Genomic DNA, 16,159 nt, shown 5'->3' on the forward strand with positions numbered 1-16,159 from the left:
AAAGTAGGGAGCCCGCCGGCCGGGTTCCCTACTTTTTTTGCGCTGCCCGGCACACCTTGTTGGCCGGGCGCGTTCTTTTACAATAGAGCCGGAATTTCCATACCCCACTGCGGGTGTGGTTTCGCTGCCCCAAGCTGTCAATCATCAATAGCTACCCTGAAGGAATGCCTCCTTACAACGCGGTTACCAAACACATTTCGCTGCCGGATGGCCGGCAGATTTCCATCGAAACTGGCAAGCTGGCCAAATTTGCCGATGGTGCTGTAGTAGTTCGCCTCGGCGATGCTATGCTGCTCGCCACGGTGGTTTCGCAGCCCAGCCAGCGCGAGGGCGTGGATTTCCTCCCGCTGTCGGTGGATTACCAGGAGAAATTCGGCGGTGCCGGTAAGATCCCCGGTTCGTTCCAGCGCCGCGAAGGTCGCCTGTCGGATTACGAAGTGCTGGTATCGCGCCTCGTCGATCGTATCCTGCGCCCGATGTTCCCAAAGGACTACCATTACGAGGTGCAGGTGATGATTTCGCTCATCTCGGCCGACAAAGACGTGCAGCCCGATGCTCTGGCCGCTCTGGCTGCTTCGGCTGCGCTGTCGGTATCGGACATCCCGTTTGCTGGCCCCATCTCGGAAGTTCGCGTAGCTCGCATCGACGGCAAGCTGCAAATCAACCCGCTGACCGCTGACATCGAGCGTGCCGACATCGACCTGATCGTGGGTGCCACCATCGACTCGGTAGCCATGGTGGAAGGCGAAATGGATGAAGTAAGCGAGGAAGAAATGGTTGAGGCCATCACCTTCGCCCACGAAGCCATCAAAGAACAAATCCGTGTTCAGCTGGAGCTGGCTTCGGAAATCGAGAAAGCTCAGATTAAACGCGAGTACCCCAAGTACGACGAAAACGAAGAGCTGAAGCAGCGCGTGTACGATGCTGTGTACGCCAAGGCTTACGATGTTGCCAAATCGGGCAACACCAGCAAGTCGGGCCGTAAAGAGTCGTTTTCTGCTATTAAGAAGCCTCTGCTGGAGGAGCTGCTCGCCGAAAACCCGGAGCTCGACCAGAAGATGTTCTCTCGCTACTACGGCTCGGCCGAGAAGAAGGCCATCCGCGACATGATGATCAAAGAGCGCACTCGCCTTGATGGTCGTCAGCTGACGGAGATTCGCCCGATTTGGAGCGAAGTAAATTACCTGCCCGGTGCGCACGGCTCGGCCCTGTTCACGCGCGGCGAAACCCAGTCGCTGACTTCGGTTGCCCTAGGTACCAAGCTCGACGAGCAGATTGTGGACTCGGCCATGGTGTCGGGCTACAACAAGTTCATGTTGCACTACAACTTCCCGGCCTTCTCGACCGGCGAAGTGAAACCCAACCGGGGCCCCGGCCGCCGCGAGGTAGGTCACGGCAACCTAGCCATGCGCTCCATCAAGAAGGTGTTGCCTTCGGAAGAGGAGAACCCCTATACGATCCGCGTAGTATCGGATATCCTGGAGTCGAACGGCTCGTCGTCGATGGCCACGGTTTGCGCCTCGTCGATGGCCCTGATGGATGCCGGCATTAAGCTGAAGGCAGCCGTATCGGGTATTGCCATGGGCCTCGTGCAGGACAAAGACACCGGCGAGTATGCTGTGCTGTCGGACATCCTAGGTGACGAAGACCACCTCGGCGACATGGACTTCAAAGTAACCGGTACGGAGAAGGGCATCGTGGCTTGCCAGATGGACATTAAAATCCAAGGCTTGTCGAACGAAATTCTCACTAAGGCGCTGCACCAGGCCCGCGAAGGCCGCCTGCACATCCTAGGTGAAATGGCCAAAACCATCAGCGCTCCGGCTGAAGATATGAAGCCGCATACCCCCCGCTCGACCAAAATTTTGGTTGACAAGGAGTACATCGGTGCCATCATTGGTCCGGGTGGTAAAGTGGTGCAGCAGATCCAGAAGGATACCAACGCTACCATCACCATCGAGGAGAAGGACGAGAAAGGCCACGTGTACATCTACACCTCGAACGCCAATGACATGGCCGCTGCAGTAAGCCGCATTCGCGGTATTGCCGCTACGCCCGAGGTTGGCGAGACGTACGATGGCACGGTGCGTTCGATTCAGGCTTACGGTGCGTTCGTGGAGTTCATGCCCGGCAAAGACGGTCTGCTCCATATTTCGGAAGTAAGCTACGACCGCCTGCCTTCGCTCGACGGCGTGCTGCAGGTTGGCCAGGAAGTGAAAGTACAGTTGGTCGAGGTTGACAAGAAGACGGGCAAGTTCCGGTTGTCGATGAAGAGCCTGCTGCCCAAGCCGGAAGGCTATGTTGAGCCCAGCGAACGGCCGGAGCGCACGGAGCGTCCCGATCGTGGACCACGCCCCGACCGGGGGCCGCGTCCGGAGCGTGGTGAGCGGTCGGAACGTCCTCAAGGCAACCGTTAATACCACAAACTGCGTCAGTATTCCACGCAGACGAACTTTCGGTCAGATGGGAGCGTTAGCCCCATCTGACCGCGGTTCCGTCGGTTAACCCTTAAGTAACCAACCTGCACCTTTTTACCCACTTCCGCGCCCGTCCCCAATGAGACAGTTAAAAATCAGCAAGCAGATTACCAACCGCGAAAGCCAGTCGCTGGACAAGTACCTCCAGGAGATTGGCAAGGTAGATCTGCTCACTCCCGACGAGGAGGTAACGCTGGCACAGCGCATTAAGGAAGGCGACCAGCAGGCGCTGGAAAAGCTCACCAAGGCCAACCTCCGTTTCGTGGTATCGGTGGCCAAGCAATACCAGAACCAGGGCCTGTCGTTGGGCGACCTGATCAACGAAGGCAACCTGGGCCTAATCAAAGCTGCGAAGCGCTTCGACGAAACCCGCGGTTTCAAATTCATCTCGTACGCCGTATGGTGGATTCGCCAATCCATCCTGCAGGCATTGGCCGAACAGTCGCGTATTGTTCGTTTGCCCCTCAACCGCGTAGGCTCGCTCAACAAAATCAGCAAGTCGTTTTCGGAACTGGAGCAGAAGTTCGAGCGTGAGCCCTCGCCCGAAGAAATTGCCGAAGTACTGGAACTGACTACCTCCGAGGTAGTTGATACGCTCAAGATTTCGGGCCGCCACGTATCCGTAGACGCACCGTTCGTGCAAGGCGAAGAAAACCGCCTGCTCGACGTGCTCGAGAACGAAGACGAAGAAACGCCCGACAGCGGCCTGATGACTGACTCGTTGCGCAAAGAAGTGCAGCGCGCTCTCTCGACGCTGACCAAGCGTGAGGCAGACGTTATCACGCTTTACTTTGGCTTGAACGGTGAACACTCGCTGACTCTGGAAGAGATTGGTGAGAAGTTCAACCTTACCCGCGAGCGGGTGCGCCAAATCAAAGAAAAGGCCATTCGTCGCCTGCGCCACACCTCGCGTTCAAAAGCACTGAAGCCTTACCTAGGTTAATTGCTAGGTATACTAAATACTGCGAAAACCCCGGCTCGATGGTCGGGGTTTTTGTTTATAGTGTAGACAACACTTTCCATGCCTGAACGCATATACTCTCAGCTTCTCGGCGAGCTAACGCAAGATCAAGAGTTTGACGACTGGTGGCACAGCCCGCCCGTGGCCATACCCTTTTTCGATGGGCTGCTTTTGCCGGTTATTATCACCGACATCAGCGCTGCTGACACCGAATTTATAGACCAGGCTGATGCGTGCCTGCGCGAGTTCTGGACCAAGCACACCTCCGACCGGCTAGCTGCTTCTGAGCTGGTTTTTCACAACGCTCATGAGTTTTGCGAGGCCGTTGGTGAGCCCCTAGGTATTGATGACCCCACCGACATCTGGCAGCAGGTGCACCCAACACGCGTGGTAATATCGTGGCGACCCTATGGGGACAAAGACGTGTATTTAACTGTTGAGTGTGAGTGCGACTGGGAAGTTGAACATGGTTTACAACTCGTCTTTCGGCGCGGCCGCATGCTAACGCGCGTGAGCCAGTACGATGGGCACCTGACGGAAGCGGATGCTTACGGCTTGCCCGACGAGCGCGACAAGCTTCTGTCGGCATATAACACTACTTTTGCCTCCTGATATAATTGACACCACTCGAATGAGCGAGGAGAATACCCAAGCTGAACACGTTAAGCTGTTGATCATAGGTTCGGGCCCGGCAGGCTACACGGCTGCCATTTACGCCGCCCGCGCCAACCTGAGCCCCGTGATGTACCAAGGTCTGCAGCCCGGTGGTCAGCTGACCATCACCAACGACGTGGAGAACTTCCCGGGCTACCCTGAAGGGATTATGGGCCCGCAGATGATGGAAGACCTGAAACGCCAGGCCGAACGCTTTGGCACCGACATTCGGTATGGCATTGCCACGGCTGTTGACTTTTCGGGCCACCCACACCGCGTCACCATCGATGAGAAGCACACCCTCACCGCCGATGCGGTGATTATTGCCACCGGTGCCTCGGCCAAATGGCTCGGGCTGGAGTCGGAAGCGCGCCTCAACGGCTCAGGCGTATCGGCCTGCGCCGTGTGCGACGGGTTCTTCTATCGCGGCAAAGACGTAGCCATCGTAGGCGCTGGCGACACCGCTGCCGAAGAAGCCACCTACCTGGCCAACTTGTGCAACAAGGTGTATATGCTGGTGCGAAAAGGGGAGATGCGTGCTTCCAAGATTATGCAGAAGCGCGTGCTTGATAACCCCAAAATTGAGGTACTCTTCAATACAGCTACCGACGAGATTTTGGGCCAACACGCCGTGGAAGGTGTGCGCGTGAAAAACGTGCTGACCCACGAAACCCGCGTGCTCCCGATTGATGGTTTCTTCGTGGCCATCGGCCACGAGCCGAACTCGTCTATTTTCCGCGAGTACCTGCACCACGACGAGCAGGGGTACCTGAAAACCATACCTGGCACGAGCAAAACCAACGTCGACGGGGTGTTTGCCTGCGGCGACGTGCAGGACTTTGTGTACCGCCAAGCCGTGACGGCAGCCGGTACCGGCTGCATGGCCGCCCTCGATGCCGAGCGGTACCTGGCAGCCCTAGGTGTACACTAAAATTGTACTTCGGCCGTTTGTTCGGGCCGCCTTGCCTGTGTGGCGAGGCGGCCCTTTTGTTGAGGCTTGTGTACCTTTGCAAACCCTTAGGGCTGCGCCGCCATGCGTGGCCCCTGGGGCTCCACCCAGTTCTCTTTACACTTGTCAAACACGTTTAAACTCTGGTTGCTTGCACTGCTGGCCTTGCTGCTGTGCTTCGCACCCGATGCGAGCATGGCCCAGCGTCGTCGCTCAGCAAAACCAAAGGCCAAGGCCGGAACGCCCAAAGACTTCTTCCGGATTAAGTCGCCCAAAATCCGTTACGTACGCCCCGATACCACGGTGCTCATCGAAACGGAGGAGCTGCCCGACGAGAATTCCGAGGCCGCAAAATCGATTTTCAGGCCTGCCAAGCCGCTCAGCATCGTTAGCGAGGATACCAGCACGCTGAACCTAGGTCAGCAAAGCATCGTGGAGGTGTCGGAAGAAGTGCTGATTGATTCGTCGTGGATCAAGGTTGCCGGGTATTACTCCATTTGGGATACGCGCTCCATCAACCCATACCGCCGCGACCCCAGCCGCCTGCGCGATACGCTAACGCTGCGGCTCACCGACGAACCTCGCCAGCGCTACGCCCGCATGCCGCTTAACACTACGCCGCTCACGTCCGACTTCGGCTGGCGCGGCTACCGCTGGCACTACGGCGTAGACCTGGATCTGAACACCGGCGACTCGGTGAAAGCCGCTTTCGACGGCGTGGTACGCGTGGCTAATTACGATGGCGGCGGCTACGGCTACTACTTAGTGGTGCGCCACTACAACGGCCTCGAAACCCTTTACGGCCACCTCAGCAAGCAGCTGGTAAAGCCCGGCACCTTCGTAAAAGCCGGCCAGCTTATCGCCAAAGGTGGCAACACGGGCCGCAGCACTGGCTCGCACTTGCACTACGAGGTTCGTTACGAGGGCAACCCCATCGACCCGGAGCAGGTGTACGACTTCCCTGAATATCAGCTGCGTGAAGACAACCTGCGCATCACTGCCGCGCTGTTTAATTATGCAGGCCAAGCGGCCCGCATGAAAGCCGCCGCCCGGGCCCGGGCCGCTAGTCATCAGCCTACAGCAGCCCGCCGCACGGTGTCGCACCGCATCAGGTCGGGCGACACACTTTCCGAAATTGCCGATAAATACGGCGTATCGCAAGCTCAGATTCGTAAGCTGAACGGCATCACCGGCAAAACCACCTTGCGCCCCGGTCGTACGCTGCGGATTAAATAAAGAGTTGTCCGTTGTTGGTGGCAGGTTGTCGGCGCATGCTGATACCTGCTACCGGCAACGGACAACTCGCAACTGACAACTACATGAAGCTAGATATACTAGTACTCTCAGCGCACCCCGACGATGCCGAACTGGGCTGCTCGGGCACGTTGCTGGCCGCTATTGCACAAGGCAAAAAGGTAGGTATTGTGGATTTGACCCGAGGCGAGCTAGGCTCGCGCGGCACGCCTGAAATCCGGGCGCAGGAGGCCGCTGCTGCCGCGAAGGTGCTGGGCCTGCACGCCCGCGAGAACCTAGGGCTGCCCGATGGCTTTTTCCGCAACGAGCGGGAGCATCAGCTGCCGATCGTTGCCGCAGTACGCCGCTACCAACCCGATATTGTGCTGCTCAACGCTCCGCACGACCGGCACCCCGACCACGGCCGCGGCTCGCAGCTCGAGTCGGATGCGTGTTTCCTGGCTGGCCTCAAGATGATTGAAACCCTAGGTTCCGATGGCCAGCCGCAGGAGGCATGGCGCCCCAAGCAGGTGTACCACTTTATCCAGGACCGCTACATCAAGCCCGATTTTGTAGTTGACATTACGCCGCATTGGGAGAAAAAACGCGAAGCCATTGCCGCCTTCGCCTCGCAGTTCAACGTCGGCAACGACGGGCAGCCGCACACCTACATTTCCTCGCCCGAGTTCTGGCACTTCCTCGAAGCCCGCGCCCGCGAAATGGGACACATCATTGGGGTGGAGTTCGGGGAAGGCTTCACGGCCGAGCGCGCCCTTGGGGTGAGGGATTTGGCAGGGCTGCTGTAACGGCTCTATTTATGGCTGGCCCACTGTTAGGGGAAGCCTACAACACTCCTAAAGCACCTCAATCATTTGGTAATGGGCATGTAAAAGAACCTTTATCATAATTTAACTCAGCTACACTTGGATCATCAACGCTATATTTCAATTCAACACAGGAATTTGACGATACTTTAATTGATCTTTTTTCAAAACTACGTTCATAAAGTGTGCCTTTGAGGCGGTAAGAACAGCCTATTTGATCAGGGCCAACACGAATACCTGAGGGTTTGCCCGACCAGATTATCTTAGCAGCAACTACGTTACTATTTTTGATCTTTTCTTTTTGGTAGATATAGGAATTAACGCACAAAGCAATAACTACTATCGATACTACGATAAGGCCATAATTGTAGTATTTGTTGTTTTTGTTTTTGATATCAATTTTTCTAATGCACTGGTTGTGTAGGCTTTGCAGGTGGGGTTACTGCTCTCGTCAGGGTAGTTTCTGAGGTCTTGGCTCTGACAGCCTCAGGCGTTGCATCAATGATTTTACCTGCAACCTTATTTGCTGCGTTATGAATAACTTGCTTTTGCCGTGCTACGTTAGCTCGACCTTGAGCAGAAGCTGCATTACGTGTGTGTTGCCGGAGGATTGTTCCTAGCTTTCGCAATATTTCTGTTCGCTGCTCTAGCGGCGCTTTGTGCTTCTTTATTAGTCAGCTTTGTTTCTGCACCAGCGCCAACGCCAACTGTAGCTAGCTTATCACTAATCTTTCCAATAGCAGCACCCTTGACAGTAGCCAGAGCTACGTCTGTTACGTCCTTATTAACTTGGAAGCCTTCTTTGACCGTGTATGAAACAGAGTTTTTAACGCCTTCCAAAGCCACATTTCGCAGAAGTCCTCCTCCAGGGATTGCAGCGACAACAAGTCCTATAACATTAATGTCCTTCACCCCATTGTCCATAAAACTACCATTAGGATTCTTCTGATAGTTATCATAAAGTTGATTTCCATATTCAAAAAGCACTCCTGCTAAACAAGTTGGACAGCGTCCATCTAAGTCGTTGTGGTGTAGGCTTCCCATAACAGTGAGCCAGCCATAAATAGAGAAAATAACAAAAACGCCCAGCTAATACTAGCCGGGCGTTTTTGTTACCGAGTGTCAGCAAGCGCTAACGGCCCGCCAGCCGGTTCTTCTTCCAATTAGAAACTGGAACCACTGGACCAGTTGCAACCGAACCATTTGCCGCAGCGGCCCCTTTTTGCTCAGTCAGCAGCTTGGCGGCCAGCACGGCGGCCAGTTTGGCCAACTCATCGCTAGGTTGCTGCTGCAGTACGTTGGGCTGGAAATGGTCTTTGATGAAGTTGGTGTCGAAGTCGCCGGATACGAAGGCGGGGTGCGTGAGTACGTAGCGGCCGAAACCCAGGGTCGTTTCGATGCCGGTAATCTGGTACTCCTCAATGGCGCGCAGCATCCGCTCGATGGCCTCCTGGCGGTCTTTGCCGTAGGTCACGAGCTTGGCAATCATCGGGTCGTAGTAGATCGGGATGTCCATGCCCTGCTCAAAACCATCATCAACGCGCACGCCGGGGCCTTGTGGGCGCACGTAGGTTTGCAGCTTGCCGATGTCGGGCAGGAAGTTGTTCTGCGGGTCTTCGGCGTACACGCGCAGCTCGAGGGCGTGACCGGTAATTCCTAGGTCTTCCTGCCGGAAGGGGAGCGGCAGGCCTTGGGCCACCTTAATTTGCTCCTTCACCAGATCAAGCCCCGTGATGCACTCCGTTACGGGGTGCTCCACCTGCAGGCGGGTGTTCATTTCGAGGAAGTAGAAGTTGCGCTTATCATCGAGCAGGAACTCCACGGTGCCGGCCCCGGTGTAGTTGCAGGCGCGGGCCACATCCACGGCGCAGCGGCCCATTTCGGCGCGCAGCTCGGGCGTGAGCACCGACGATGGTGCCTCTTCAATTACCTTCTGGTGGCGGCGCTGAATGGAGCATTCGCGCTCGAACAGGTGCACAATGTTGCCGTGCTCATCGCCCAACACCTGAATTTCGATGTGGCGCGGGCCGGTAACGAACTTCTCGATGAACACCGACCCATCGCCGAAGGCCGAGGTGGCTTCCGAAACGGCCAGCTTCATCTGCTCTTCAAACTCGCCCTCGGAGTGTACCAAGCGCATGCCTTTGCCGCCGCCGCCGGCCGAAGCTTTGATCAGGATGGGAAAGCCTACGCTCGTAGCAATACGCTTGGCTTCTTCCACGTCCGAAATGGCCTCGTCGGTGCCGGGTACCAGCGGAATGTCGTAGGCTTTCACGGCTTGCTTGGCCGAGAGCTTGTCGCCCATAATGTTCATGGCCTCGGGCGAGGGCCCCACGAACGTGATGCCGGCCTCGGTAACCATCCGGGCAAATTCGGCATTCTCGGAAAGGAAGCCGTAGCCGGGGTGAATGGCATCGACGCCGAGCTGCTTGCAGACCTCGATGATTTTGTCGCCGCGCAGGTAGCTGTCTTTCGAAGCGGGTGGGCCCACGCACACGGCCTCGTCGGCGTAGCGCACGTGCAGGGCGTTGCGGTCGGCTTCGGAGTAGATGGCCACGGTTTTCAGGCCCATTTCGCGGGCCGAGCGCAGCACGCGCAGGGCAATTTCGCCACGGTTGGCGACGAGCAGCTTGGTGATTTTCTTCATGCCAGAGGGGGCAATGGGAGGGAGCAGTGTTGGAAGGCCGAAAGTAATACCTCCGAGCCGAAACCGCACCTAGTTCTGGCCTCTAGAGCCTTCCTGATGAGCTTACCTACCTAGGGCTCTTGCTGCTAGGCACTTTTAAAGTGCTCCGTTGATTGATGTTGGCGCGCTTATATAATAATAGTTATGCCGAATATCAGCTAAGCTAACTAGCGTTGGCTGAACGCGGTTTCGTAACTTGCGCCGCATTGGCCGTATTCCTACTTGGAATGGACCAGTCTTTTTTCGGTATCATCACCCCAAAGCATCCCCGCGTGGACATTTTTGAGAGAATTGCCGCCAACCGCGGCCCGCTCGGCAGCCACTCACACTACGCTCACGGTTATTTCACCTTCCCCAAGTTGGAGGGCGAGATTAAGCCGCGCATGATTTTCCGAGGCAAAGAGGTTCTGACCTGGAGCCTGAACAACTACCTAGGCTTGGCCAACCACCCCGAGGTGCGCAAGGCCGATGCCGACGCTGCTGCCGAATTCGGCATGGCGCTGCCCATGGGTGCCCGCATCATGAGCGGTAACTCTAACTACCACGAGCAGCTGGAATCGGAGCTGGCCGACTTCATCAAGAAGGAAGACGTGCTGCTGCTGAACTTTGGCTACCAAGGCGTCGTGTCAATCATTGATGCGCTGGTATCGCGCCACGATGTGATTGTGTACGACGCTGAGTCGCACGCCTGCATTATCGACGGTGTGCGCCTGCACCAAGGTAAGCGCTTTGTGTTTCCGCACAACGACATGGCCGGCCTCGAGAAGCAGCTGGAGCGTGCTACCAAGCTGGTACAAGAAACCGGCGGCGGCATTCTGGTGATTACCGAAGGCGCCTTTGGCATGTCGGGCAACCAGGGCAACCTGCGCGGCGTGGTGGCGCTGAAGGAGAAATTCAACTTCCGCTTGTTCGTTGACGACGCCCACGGTTTCGGCACAATGGGCGCTACGGGCGCTGGTACGGGCGAAGAACAAGGCGTGCAGGACGGCATCGACCTATATTTTTCGACGTTTGCAAAGTCGATGGCCAGCATCGGTGCCTTCGTAGGCGGCCCCGAGCCGGTAATTGAATATTTGCGCTACAACATGCGTAGCCAAATCTTCGCCAAATCGCTGCCCATGCCGCTCGTAGTAGGCGCCCTGAAGCGTTTGGAGCTGCTTCGCACCCAACCCGAGCTGAAGGAAAACCTTTGGACTATCGTGCGGGCGCTGCAAAGCGGCTTGCGCGAAAAAGGCTTCAACATCGGCACCACCACCACGCCGGTTACGCCGGTGCTGCTGAACGGCGAAATCCCCGATGCAACGCAGCTAACCTTCGATCTGCGAGAGAATTACGGCATTTTCTGCTCCATCGTGGTGTACCCGGTAGTGCCGAAAGGCGTGATTATGCTGCGCCTCATCCCGACGGCCGTGCACACGCTCGAGGACGTAAACCAGACCATTGCCGCGTTCGAAGCCATTGCTGCTAAACTCGACAAAGGCCTGTACTCGAAACAGCCTGCAACGGCCTAAACGCCGTTTTGGCCTGAATGCTCAGCCACTCGTTGCTAACGCAGCGGGTGGCTTTGTTTTTGTACTTATCAGAGAGGTTGCGGGTTCAAGCTAAAACCCGAAATGCAGATTTTGGGTGGCGAAATGTAGGCCTACGCGCTGCAATCGGCCTTGAAAAATTTTTTCGAAAATTAGCTTTGATTTGAAATGCCCGTATATTAGGCCCGGTCAAACTCTTGTTTCACACCACTAACCCCTCTTTTTTCCCATGGCTAATAATTTTGGCAAACTGCGTGACCTCGTTATGTCGCTGGAAGCTGACTTCGAGAAGTTCTACGACAAGAACAACTCTGCTGCTGGCACGCGTGTGCGCAAAGGCATGCAGGAGCTGAAGAACATGGCTCAGGAAATCCGTTCGGAAGTTCAGAACATGAAGAACTCGGGCGGTGCCGAAGGCGCTTCCAACGCTGGCGGTGCAGCTAAGAAAGCTACCGGCGCTGCTGCCGGTGGCGCTGCCAAGAAGGCTGCTCCTGCCAAGAAGAAGTAATCACGGATTATTTCTGACCTAGAAAGGTAAAGTTCGCTTTACCAAACCCAGGTCAAACAAAAAGGCCCCGCCAACCGGCGGGGCCTTTTTGTTTTGGTATTTACTTATCATCCCAAACAAAGCGCAGGACGACGTGAGCGGGCCTTAATCCGTAACCTTCAGCAAGTAGTAGTTCTTCTTGCCTTTCTGCGCCACGATGTACTTATCGAGCAGCAGTGGTACTTCCGAAGCTTGCTGTTCTATGGTCGCCTTCTCGCGGTTAAGGCTTACGCCACCGCCTTGAATCATCTTGCGCGCCTCGCCTTTGGAGGGGAAGATGGTACCGCCGGTAGCTTCGCTGAGCAAGCCGATTACCCCTTGCTCCGACAGCGTGGTGCGCGGAACCTCTACGTGGGGCACGCCGGCAAACACATCGAGCAGGGTAGCTTCGTCGAGGCTGGATAGCTCGCCGCCGCCGAACAGCACTTGCGAGGCCGATAGCGCGGCTTCGTAAGCAGCTTCGCCGTGCACCCGAATGGTTACGTCTTTGGCCAGGGCCTTTTGCAGGGTGCGCAGGTGCGGGGCCTGGGCGTGCTCGGCTTCGAGGGCTTCAATTTCTTCCTTGCTCAGCAGCGTGAACACGCGAATCAGGCGCGGCACGTCGGCATCGGCAGCGTTGAGGAAGAACTGGTAGAACTGGTACGGCGAGGTCATGGAGCCATCGAGCCACACGGTGCCGGTTTCGCTTTTGCCGTATTTGGTGCCGTCGGCTTTGGTGATGAGCTGGCCAGTGAGGGCATAGGCTTTGCCTTCGCCACCCGTCATGCGGCGGATGAGCTCGGTGCCGGTGGTGATGTTGCCCCACTGGTCCGATGCGCCCATTTGCAGCGTGGTACCTAGGGTTTTGTAGAGGTGGAAGAAGTCGTAGCCCTGCAGCAGCTGGTAGCTGAACTCGGTGTAGCTGATGCCCTCGGCACCGGTGTCCTCGTTGCCGCCGATGCGGCGCTTTACCGAGTCCTTGGCCATCATATAGTTCACCGTGAGGTGCTTGCCTACCTCGCGCAGGAACTGCAGGAAGCCAAACTCCTTAAACCAGTCGTAGTTGTTGACCACGACTGCGCCCGTAGGCGAATCGTTGAAGGCAATGAACTTCTCCAACTGAGCCCGAATGCCAGCTTGGTTGCGGCGCAGCGCTTCTTCGTCGAGCAGGTTGCGCTCCGCGGATTTGCCCGAGGGGTCGCCAATCATGCCGGTGGCGCCGCCTACCAACGCCACGGGGCGGTGGCCGGCGCGCTGCAGGTGCACCAGCAGCATAATGGTAGCCAGGTTGCCGATGTGCAGCGAAGGAGCGGTGGGGTCGAAGCCGATGTAACCGGTTACGGGACCGTTGTTGAGCAGGTGCTCGTCGGTGCCGGGCATCATGTCGTGAAACATGCCGCGCCAGCGCAGTTCGTCGATGAGGTTCATTCAGTTGTCAGTTGCAAGTTGTCGGTTGTCAGTACTCGCGTAAGTCAGCGTAAACTGACAACTCGCAACTGACAACGGCCAACTGTATTTCGCGCAAAGGTAAGCGCGCAAGGCACAGCCGCGCACCTAGGGTTTGCGCAAAAGCATTTACTCAAAGCCTTGTTGTGCCTCCGCAATGCGCTTCTGCACGAATGGGCCTAGGTCGGTTTTGGGATGGCGGAACAGCAGCACCTCGCTGCCGCGGATGCGGGCGTAGGGGCTTTGCACCCGGCCCACCACCTCCATGCTACCAAACAGCTGCTTCAGGTCTTTGGGCCCGTCGCCTTCGTTGGCGTAGATAAAAGCCGTGACGGTATCGGGCGCGGGCATCCAGTAGGAGTTGGAGCCGTTGAGCGTGTAGCAGCGCGGCAAACCTAGGGCGGGCCCGTACCAGTTGAGGGCGCCGGCTTGGCCGTAGTTGTCGCCGTACACAATTACGTGGGCACGCTCAGCAGGCGTAAGGCGGGCCAGCGCCTGCTGCACCAGCGGGGCGTACTCATCCCAGCCGTGCATATCGGCTACATCCTGCGGCAGGTGGTGCTGCTTGCCGTCTTCCCAGCGCGTGAGGGCATCGAGCACCGATACGCGTTGCACGTAGCGGCTCAACCCTTCAATGGAAAACACCGGCAAAAGAGCGGGTACGATGGGCAAGCTCAGCAGCAAACCAACACCTAGGGTGCCGGCCAGCGCTGCCCGGCTTTTGCGCTCGAGGTACACGGCACCTAGGGCCATGAGGGGCGGGTACACGGCGGCGGCGTAGTAGTTTTTGCCGCGGCTGAGCAGCAGCAAGGCAATTACAAAAAAATAGGCCAGAGCCAGCGGGCGGTACGGCTTGCCGGCGCGGGTAAAGCAAAACCACAGCCCGACCAGCCACAGCCCGGCCCCGGCCAGTGTCATGGGCAATTGCTCAACTAGAAAGTTGATGGGCGAAACGTGAGTGAGTTGCGTTTCCTGCAGCTTGTTCATGTGGCCGAGCACCGGCCAGTTGTGCGTGGCCTGCCAAACGAGGTTGGGCAGGAAGATGAGCGCCGCCGCAGCCACCGCCAGCCAAAACCAGCGCGTAGCCAGCCACGGCCGCTCGGTGGGCGTGAGCAGCAGTGCCAGCAGGAGCGAGGCTACGTAAAACGCCGTGGTGTACTTGGCCAGCATGCCCAAGCCAATGCACACACCTAGGGCAAGCAGCAGCCGGGGCTCGTGCGTGTGCACGAAGCGCACCACCAAAAAGCCGTAGAGCGTCCAGAAGAACACATCCAGAAAGTTGGGCTGAAACAGCCCGTGCATGGCCAGGTACACCGGCGACACCGCCACCGCAACGGCCGCTGCTACTTGCGCCCAACGCCCGCCGCCGGCCTCGCGCACGATTAGGCCGGTAAGCAGCACCGTAAGGCCGCCGAACAGCGCCGGGAAGAACTTAGCCGCCCAAACGGTGTGCCCCAGCACCGCCTGCGCCAGCCACGAGAAAGGCGCCAGCAGCGGCGGAATTTCCTTGTAGCCCCAAGCCAGGTGGTGGGCCATGTCGAGGTACAGGTACTCGTCGCGGTGCAGGCCGTAGCGGCCCGAGAGCAGAAACTGCAGCAAAAACTTGCACAGCGCCAACCCAAGCAGCAGCGCATCGACGCGCACCCGCCGGTGCGCAATAGGGGGCAGAACAACCGACATAGGCCAAGGCTAATATGCTGCGAAAGGTACGCGCCTAGGTTACCTTTGCAAGTGCTGCGCGGCCTAGGTGGCCGCAACTGCTTTCACCTACACGACTCAGCTTATCCCATGCCTCAGCTCTCCGCCGACCAAATCATGCAGCAGCTGCAAAAGCGGCAGTTTGCGCCGGTGTACTTTCTGCAAGGCGAAGAGCCGTACTACATCGATCTGGTTTCCGACTTTATCGAGAAGAACGTGCTGAGCGAAGCCGACAAGGGCTTTAACCAAGTGGTGCTCTACGGCAAGGATACCGACATACCCACCGTGCTGGGGCAGGCGCGCCGCTTTCCGATGATGGCCGAGCGCACCGTGGTAATTGTGAAGGAAGCCCAGAACCTGCCCGGCCTCGAAGCCGACGCCGGCCAAACCATGCTGGAAGCTTACCTGAAAAACCCGCTGCCCAGCACCGTGCTGGTGCTGGCCCATAAGCACAAGTGCCTCGACGGGCGCAAGAAGCTCGGCAAAATCATGGCCGAGCACGCCGTGCTGCTCACCTCCGATAAGCTGCGCGACTACCAGGTGCCGCAGTGGCTGAAGGATACCATGAAGCAGCGCCAGCGGCCTATTCACGACGAGGCCGTGCAGCTGCTGAGCGAGTACATCGGAGCCGACTTAGGGCGCCTGCTGGGCGAAATCCAGAAGATGGAGCTGAACCTGCAGCCCGGCCAGCCCATCGACGCGGCTACCGTGCAGCGCATGGTGGGCATCAGCAAGGACTACAACATCTTCGAGCTACAGAAGGCGCTCATCATGCGCGATGTGCTGAAGGCCAACCGCATTGTGCAGCACTTCGCCCTCAACCCCAAGGATAACCCGCTCATCCCCAACCTTACGCTGCTGTTCAACTTCTTCCTGCGCCTATTGCAGCTGCACACCCTGCCCAACCCCTCGCCGGCCGATTGGAAGAAGATAGGTGTGGCCAACAGCTATGCCCAGAAAGAGTACCAGCAGGCGCTGAAGGTGTTTCCGTACCAACGCACCCGCGACATCATCCGCCTCATCCGCCGCGCCGATCTGCAGAGCAAGGGCGTAGAGTCGGGCTCGATGTCGGAGGCGGATATCCTGCAGGAGTTGGTGTTTATGGTTCTGCACCCGCAGGTGCCGGTTGCGGCGGTGCTGGGGTAATCATTACGCCATCTACGCCTAGTGCAGTGC

Annotated in this window: 13 protein-coding genes and 1 pseudogene; 9 read left to right on the forward strand and 5 right to left on the reverse strand. The window is 57.6% G+C overall.

Features of this window, described 5'->3' with window-relative positions; genetic code table 11:
- Nucleotides 1-164: 164 nt before the first annotated feature.
- The 6 genes from pnp to bshB1 all read left to right on the forward strand — a co-directional run bounded on the left by pnp (nt 165) and on the right by bshB1 (nt 7,080).
- Nucleotides 165-2,417 carry a polyribonucleotide nucleotidyltransferase gene (gene pnp, locus ASU33_RS13730; RefSeq protein ID WP_059071386.1) on the forward strand — a complete coding sequence of 751 codons (2,253 nt, stop codon included), beginning with the start codon at nt 165-167 and terminating at the stop codon, nt 2,415-2,417.
- Between the two features lie 139 nt (nt 2,418-2,556).
- Entirely contained in the window at nt 2,557-3,420 is an 864-nt protein-coding gene (locus ASU33_RS13735; protein ID WP_059071387.1) for a sigma-70 family RNA polymerase sigma factor, read from the forward strand.
- A 78-nt stretch (nt 3,421-3,498) separates the two neighbouring features.
- Complete coding sequence (locus ASU33_RS13740; RefSeq protein ID WP_059071388.1) at nt 3,499-4,050, forward strand: DUF6985 domain-containing protein; 552 nt, start codon at nt 3,499-3,501, stop codon at nt 4,048-4,050.
- Between the two features lie 19 nt (nt 4,051-4,069).
- Nucleotides 4,070-5,023: a thioredoxin-disulfide reductase gene (gene trxB / locus ASU33_RS13745; RefSeq protein ID WP_059071389.1), complete on the forward strand. Its 954-nt coding sequence runs from the start codon at nt 4,070-4,072 to the stop codon at nt 5,021-5,023.
- A gap of 141 nt (nt 5,024-5,164) precedes the next feature.
- Nucleotides 5,165-6,277 (forward strand): M23 family metallopeptidase, encoded by a 1,113-nt coding sequence (locus ASU33_RS13750; RefSeq protein ID WP_286130553.1) that lies wholly within the window; start codon nt 5,165-5,167, stop codon nt 6,275-6,277.
- An 83-nt stretch (nt 6,278-6,360) separates the two neighbouring features.
- On the forward strand, nt 6,361-7,080 hold the full coding sequence (bshB1, locus tag ASU33_RS13755) for a bacillithiol biosynthesis deacetylase BshB1 (protein WP_059071390.1): 720 nt from the start codon (nt 6,361-6,363) through the stop codon (nt 7,078-7,080).
- Nucleotides 7,081-7,138: 58 nt separating this feature from the next.
- Here the strand turns inward: bshB1 and ASU33_RS21305 are convergent, their stop codons facing one another.
- The 3 genes from ASU33_RS21305 to accC form a co-directional block, all read right to left on the reverse strand.
- The gene (locus ASU33_RS21305) at nt 7,139-7,426 is read right to left on the reverse strand and encodes a hypothetical protein (RefSeq protein WP_149867216.1); all 288 of its coding nucleotides are present in this window, start codon (nt 7,424-7,426) and stop codon (nt 7,139-7,141) included.
- A 260-nt stretch (nt 7,427-7,686) separates the two neighbouring features.
- The gene (locus tag ASU33_RS13760; RefSeq protein ID WP_149867217.1) at nt 7,687-8,142 is read right to left on the reverse strand and encodes a hypothetical protein; all 456 of its coding nucleotides are present in this window, start codon (nt 8,140-8,142) and stop codon (nt 7,687-7,689) included.
- A gap of 88 nt (nt 8,143-8,230) precedes the next feature.
- On the reverse strand, nt 8,231-9,745 hold the full coding sequence (gene accC / locus ASU33_RS13765) for an acetyl-CoA carboxylase biotin carboxylase subunit (protein WP_059071392.1): 1,515 nt from the start codon (nt 9,743-9,745) through the stop codon (nt 8,231-8,233).
- 311 nt (nt 9,746-10,056) lie between these two features.
- Between accC and ASU33_RS13770 the strand changes: the two genes are divergently transcribed.
- Both ASU33_RS13770 and ASU33_RS21935 read left to right on the forward strand, forming a co-directional pair.
- Entirely contained in the window at nt 10,057-11,295 is a 1,239-nt protein-coding gene (locus tag ASU33_RS13770; RefSeq protein ID WP_059071500.1) for an aminotransferase class I/II-fold pyridoxal phosphate-dependent enzyme, read from the forward strand.
- 247 nt (nt 11,296-11,542) lie between these two features.
- Nucleotides 11,543-11,716: pseudogene (locus ASU33_RS21935) on the forward strand (histone H1); the annotation flags it as partial.
- A 249-nt stretch (nt 11,717-11,965) separates the two neighbouring features.
- On the opposite strand, the gene tyrS reads toward ASU33_RS21935, so the two are convergent.
- Together tyrS and ASU33_RS13785 are read right to left on the reverse strand one after the other, a co-directional pair.
- Nucleotides 11,966-13,267, reverse strand: a complete 1,302-nt coding sequence (tyrS, locus tag ASU33_RS13780) for a tyrosine--tRNA ligase (RefSeq protein ID WP_059071393.1) — start codon at nt 13,265-13,267, stop codon at nt 11,966-11,968.
- Between the two features lie 147 nt (nt 13,268-13,414).
- The gene (locus ASU33_RS13785; protein WP_059071394.1) at nt 13,415-14,965 is read right to left on the reverse strand and encodes a glycosyltransferase family 39 protein; all 1,551 of its coding nucleotides are present in this window, start codon (nt 14,963-14,965) and stop codon (nt 13,415-13,417) included.
- A 108-nt stretch (nt 14,966-15,073) separates the two neighbouring features.
- Here ASU33_RS13785 and holA point away from each other — a divergent pair, with 108 nt between their 5' ends.
- Nucleotides 15,074-16,129: a DNA polymerase III subunit delta gene (gene holA, locus ASU33_RS13790; protein ID WP_059071501.1), complete on the forward strand. Its 1,056-nt coding sequence runs from the start codon at nt 15,074-15,076 to the stop codon at nt 16,127-16,129.
- Nucleotides 16,130-16,159: the final 30 nt, after the last annotated feature.

Source organism: Solirubrum puertoriconensis (assembly GCF_001483135.1).
Lineage (GTDB): Bacteria > Bacteroidota > Bacteroidia > Cytophagales > Hymenobacteraceae > Solirubrum > Solirubrum puertoriconensis.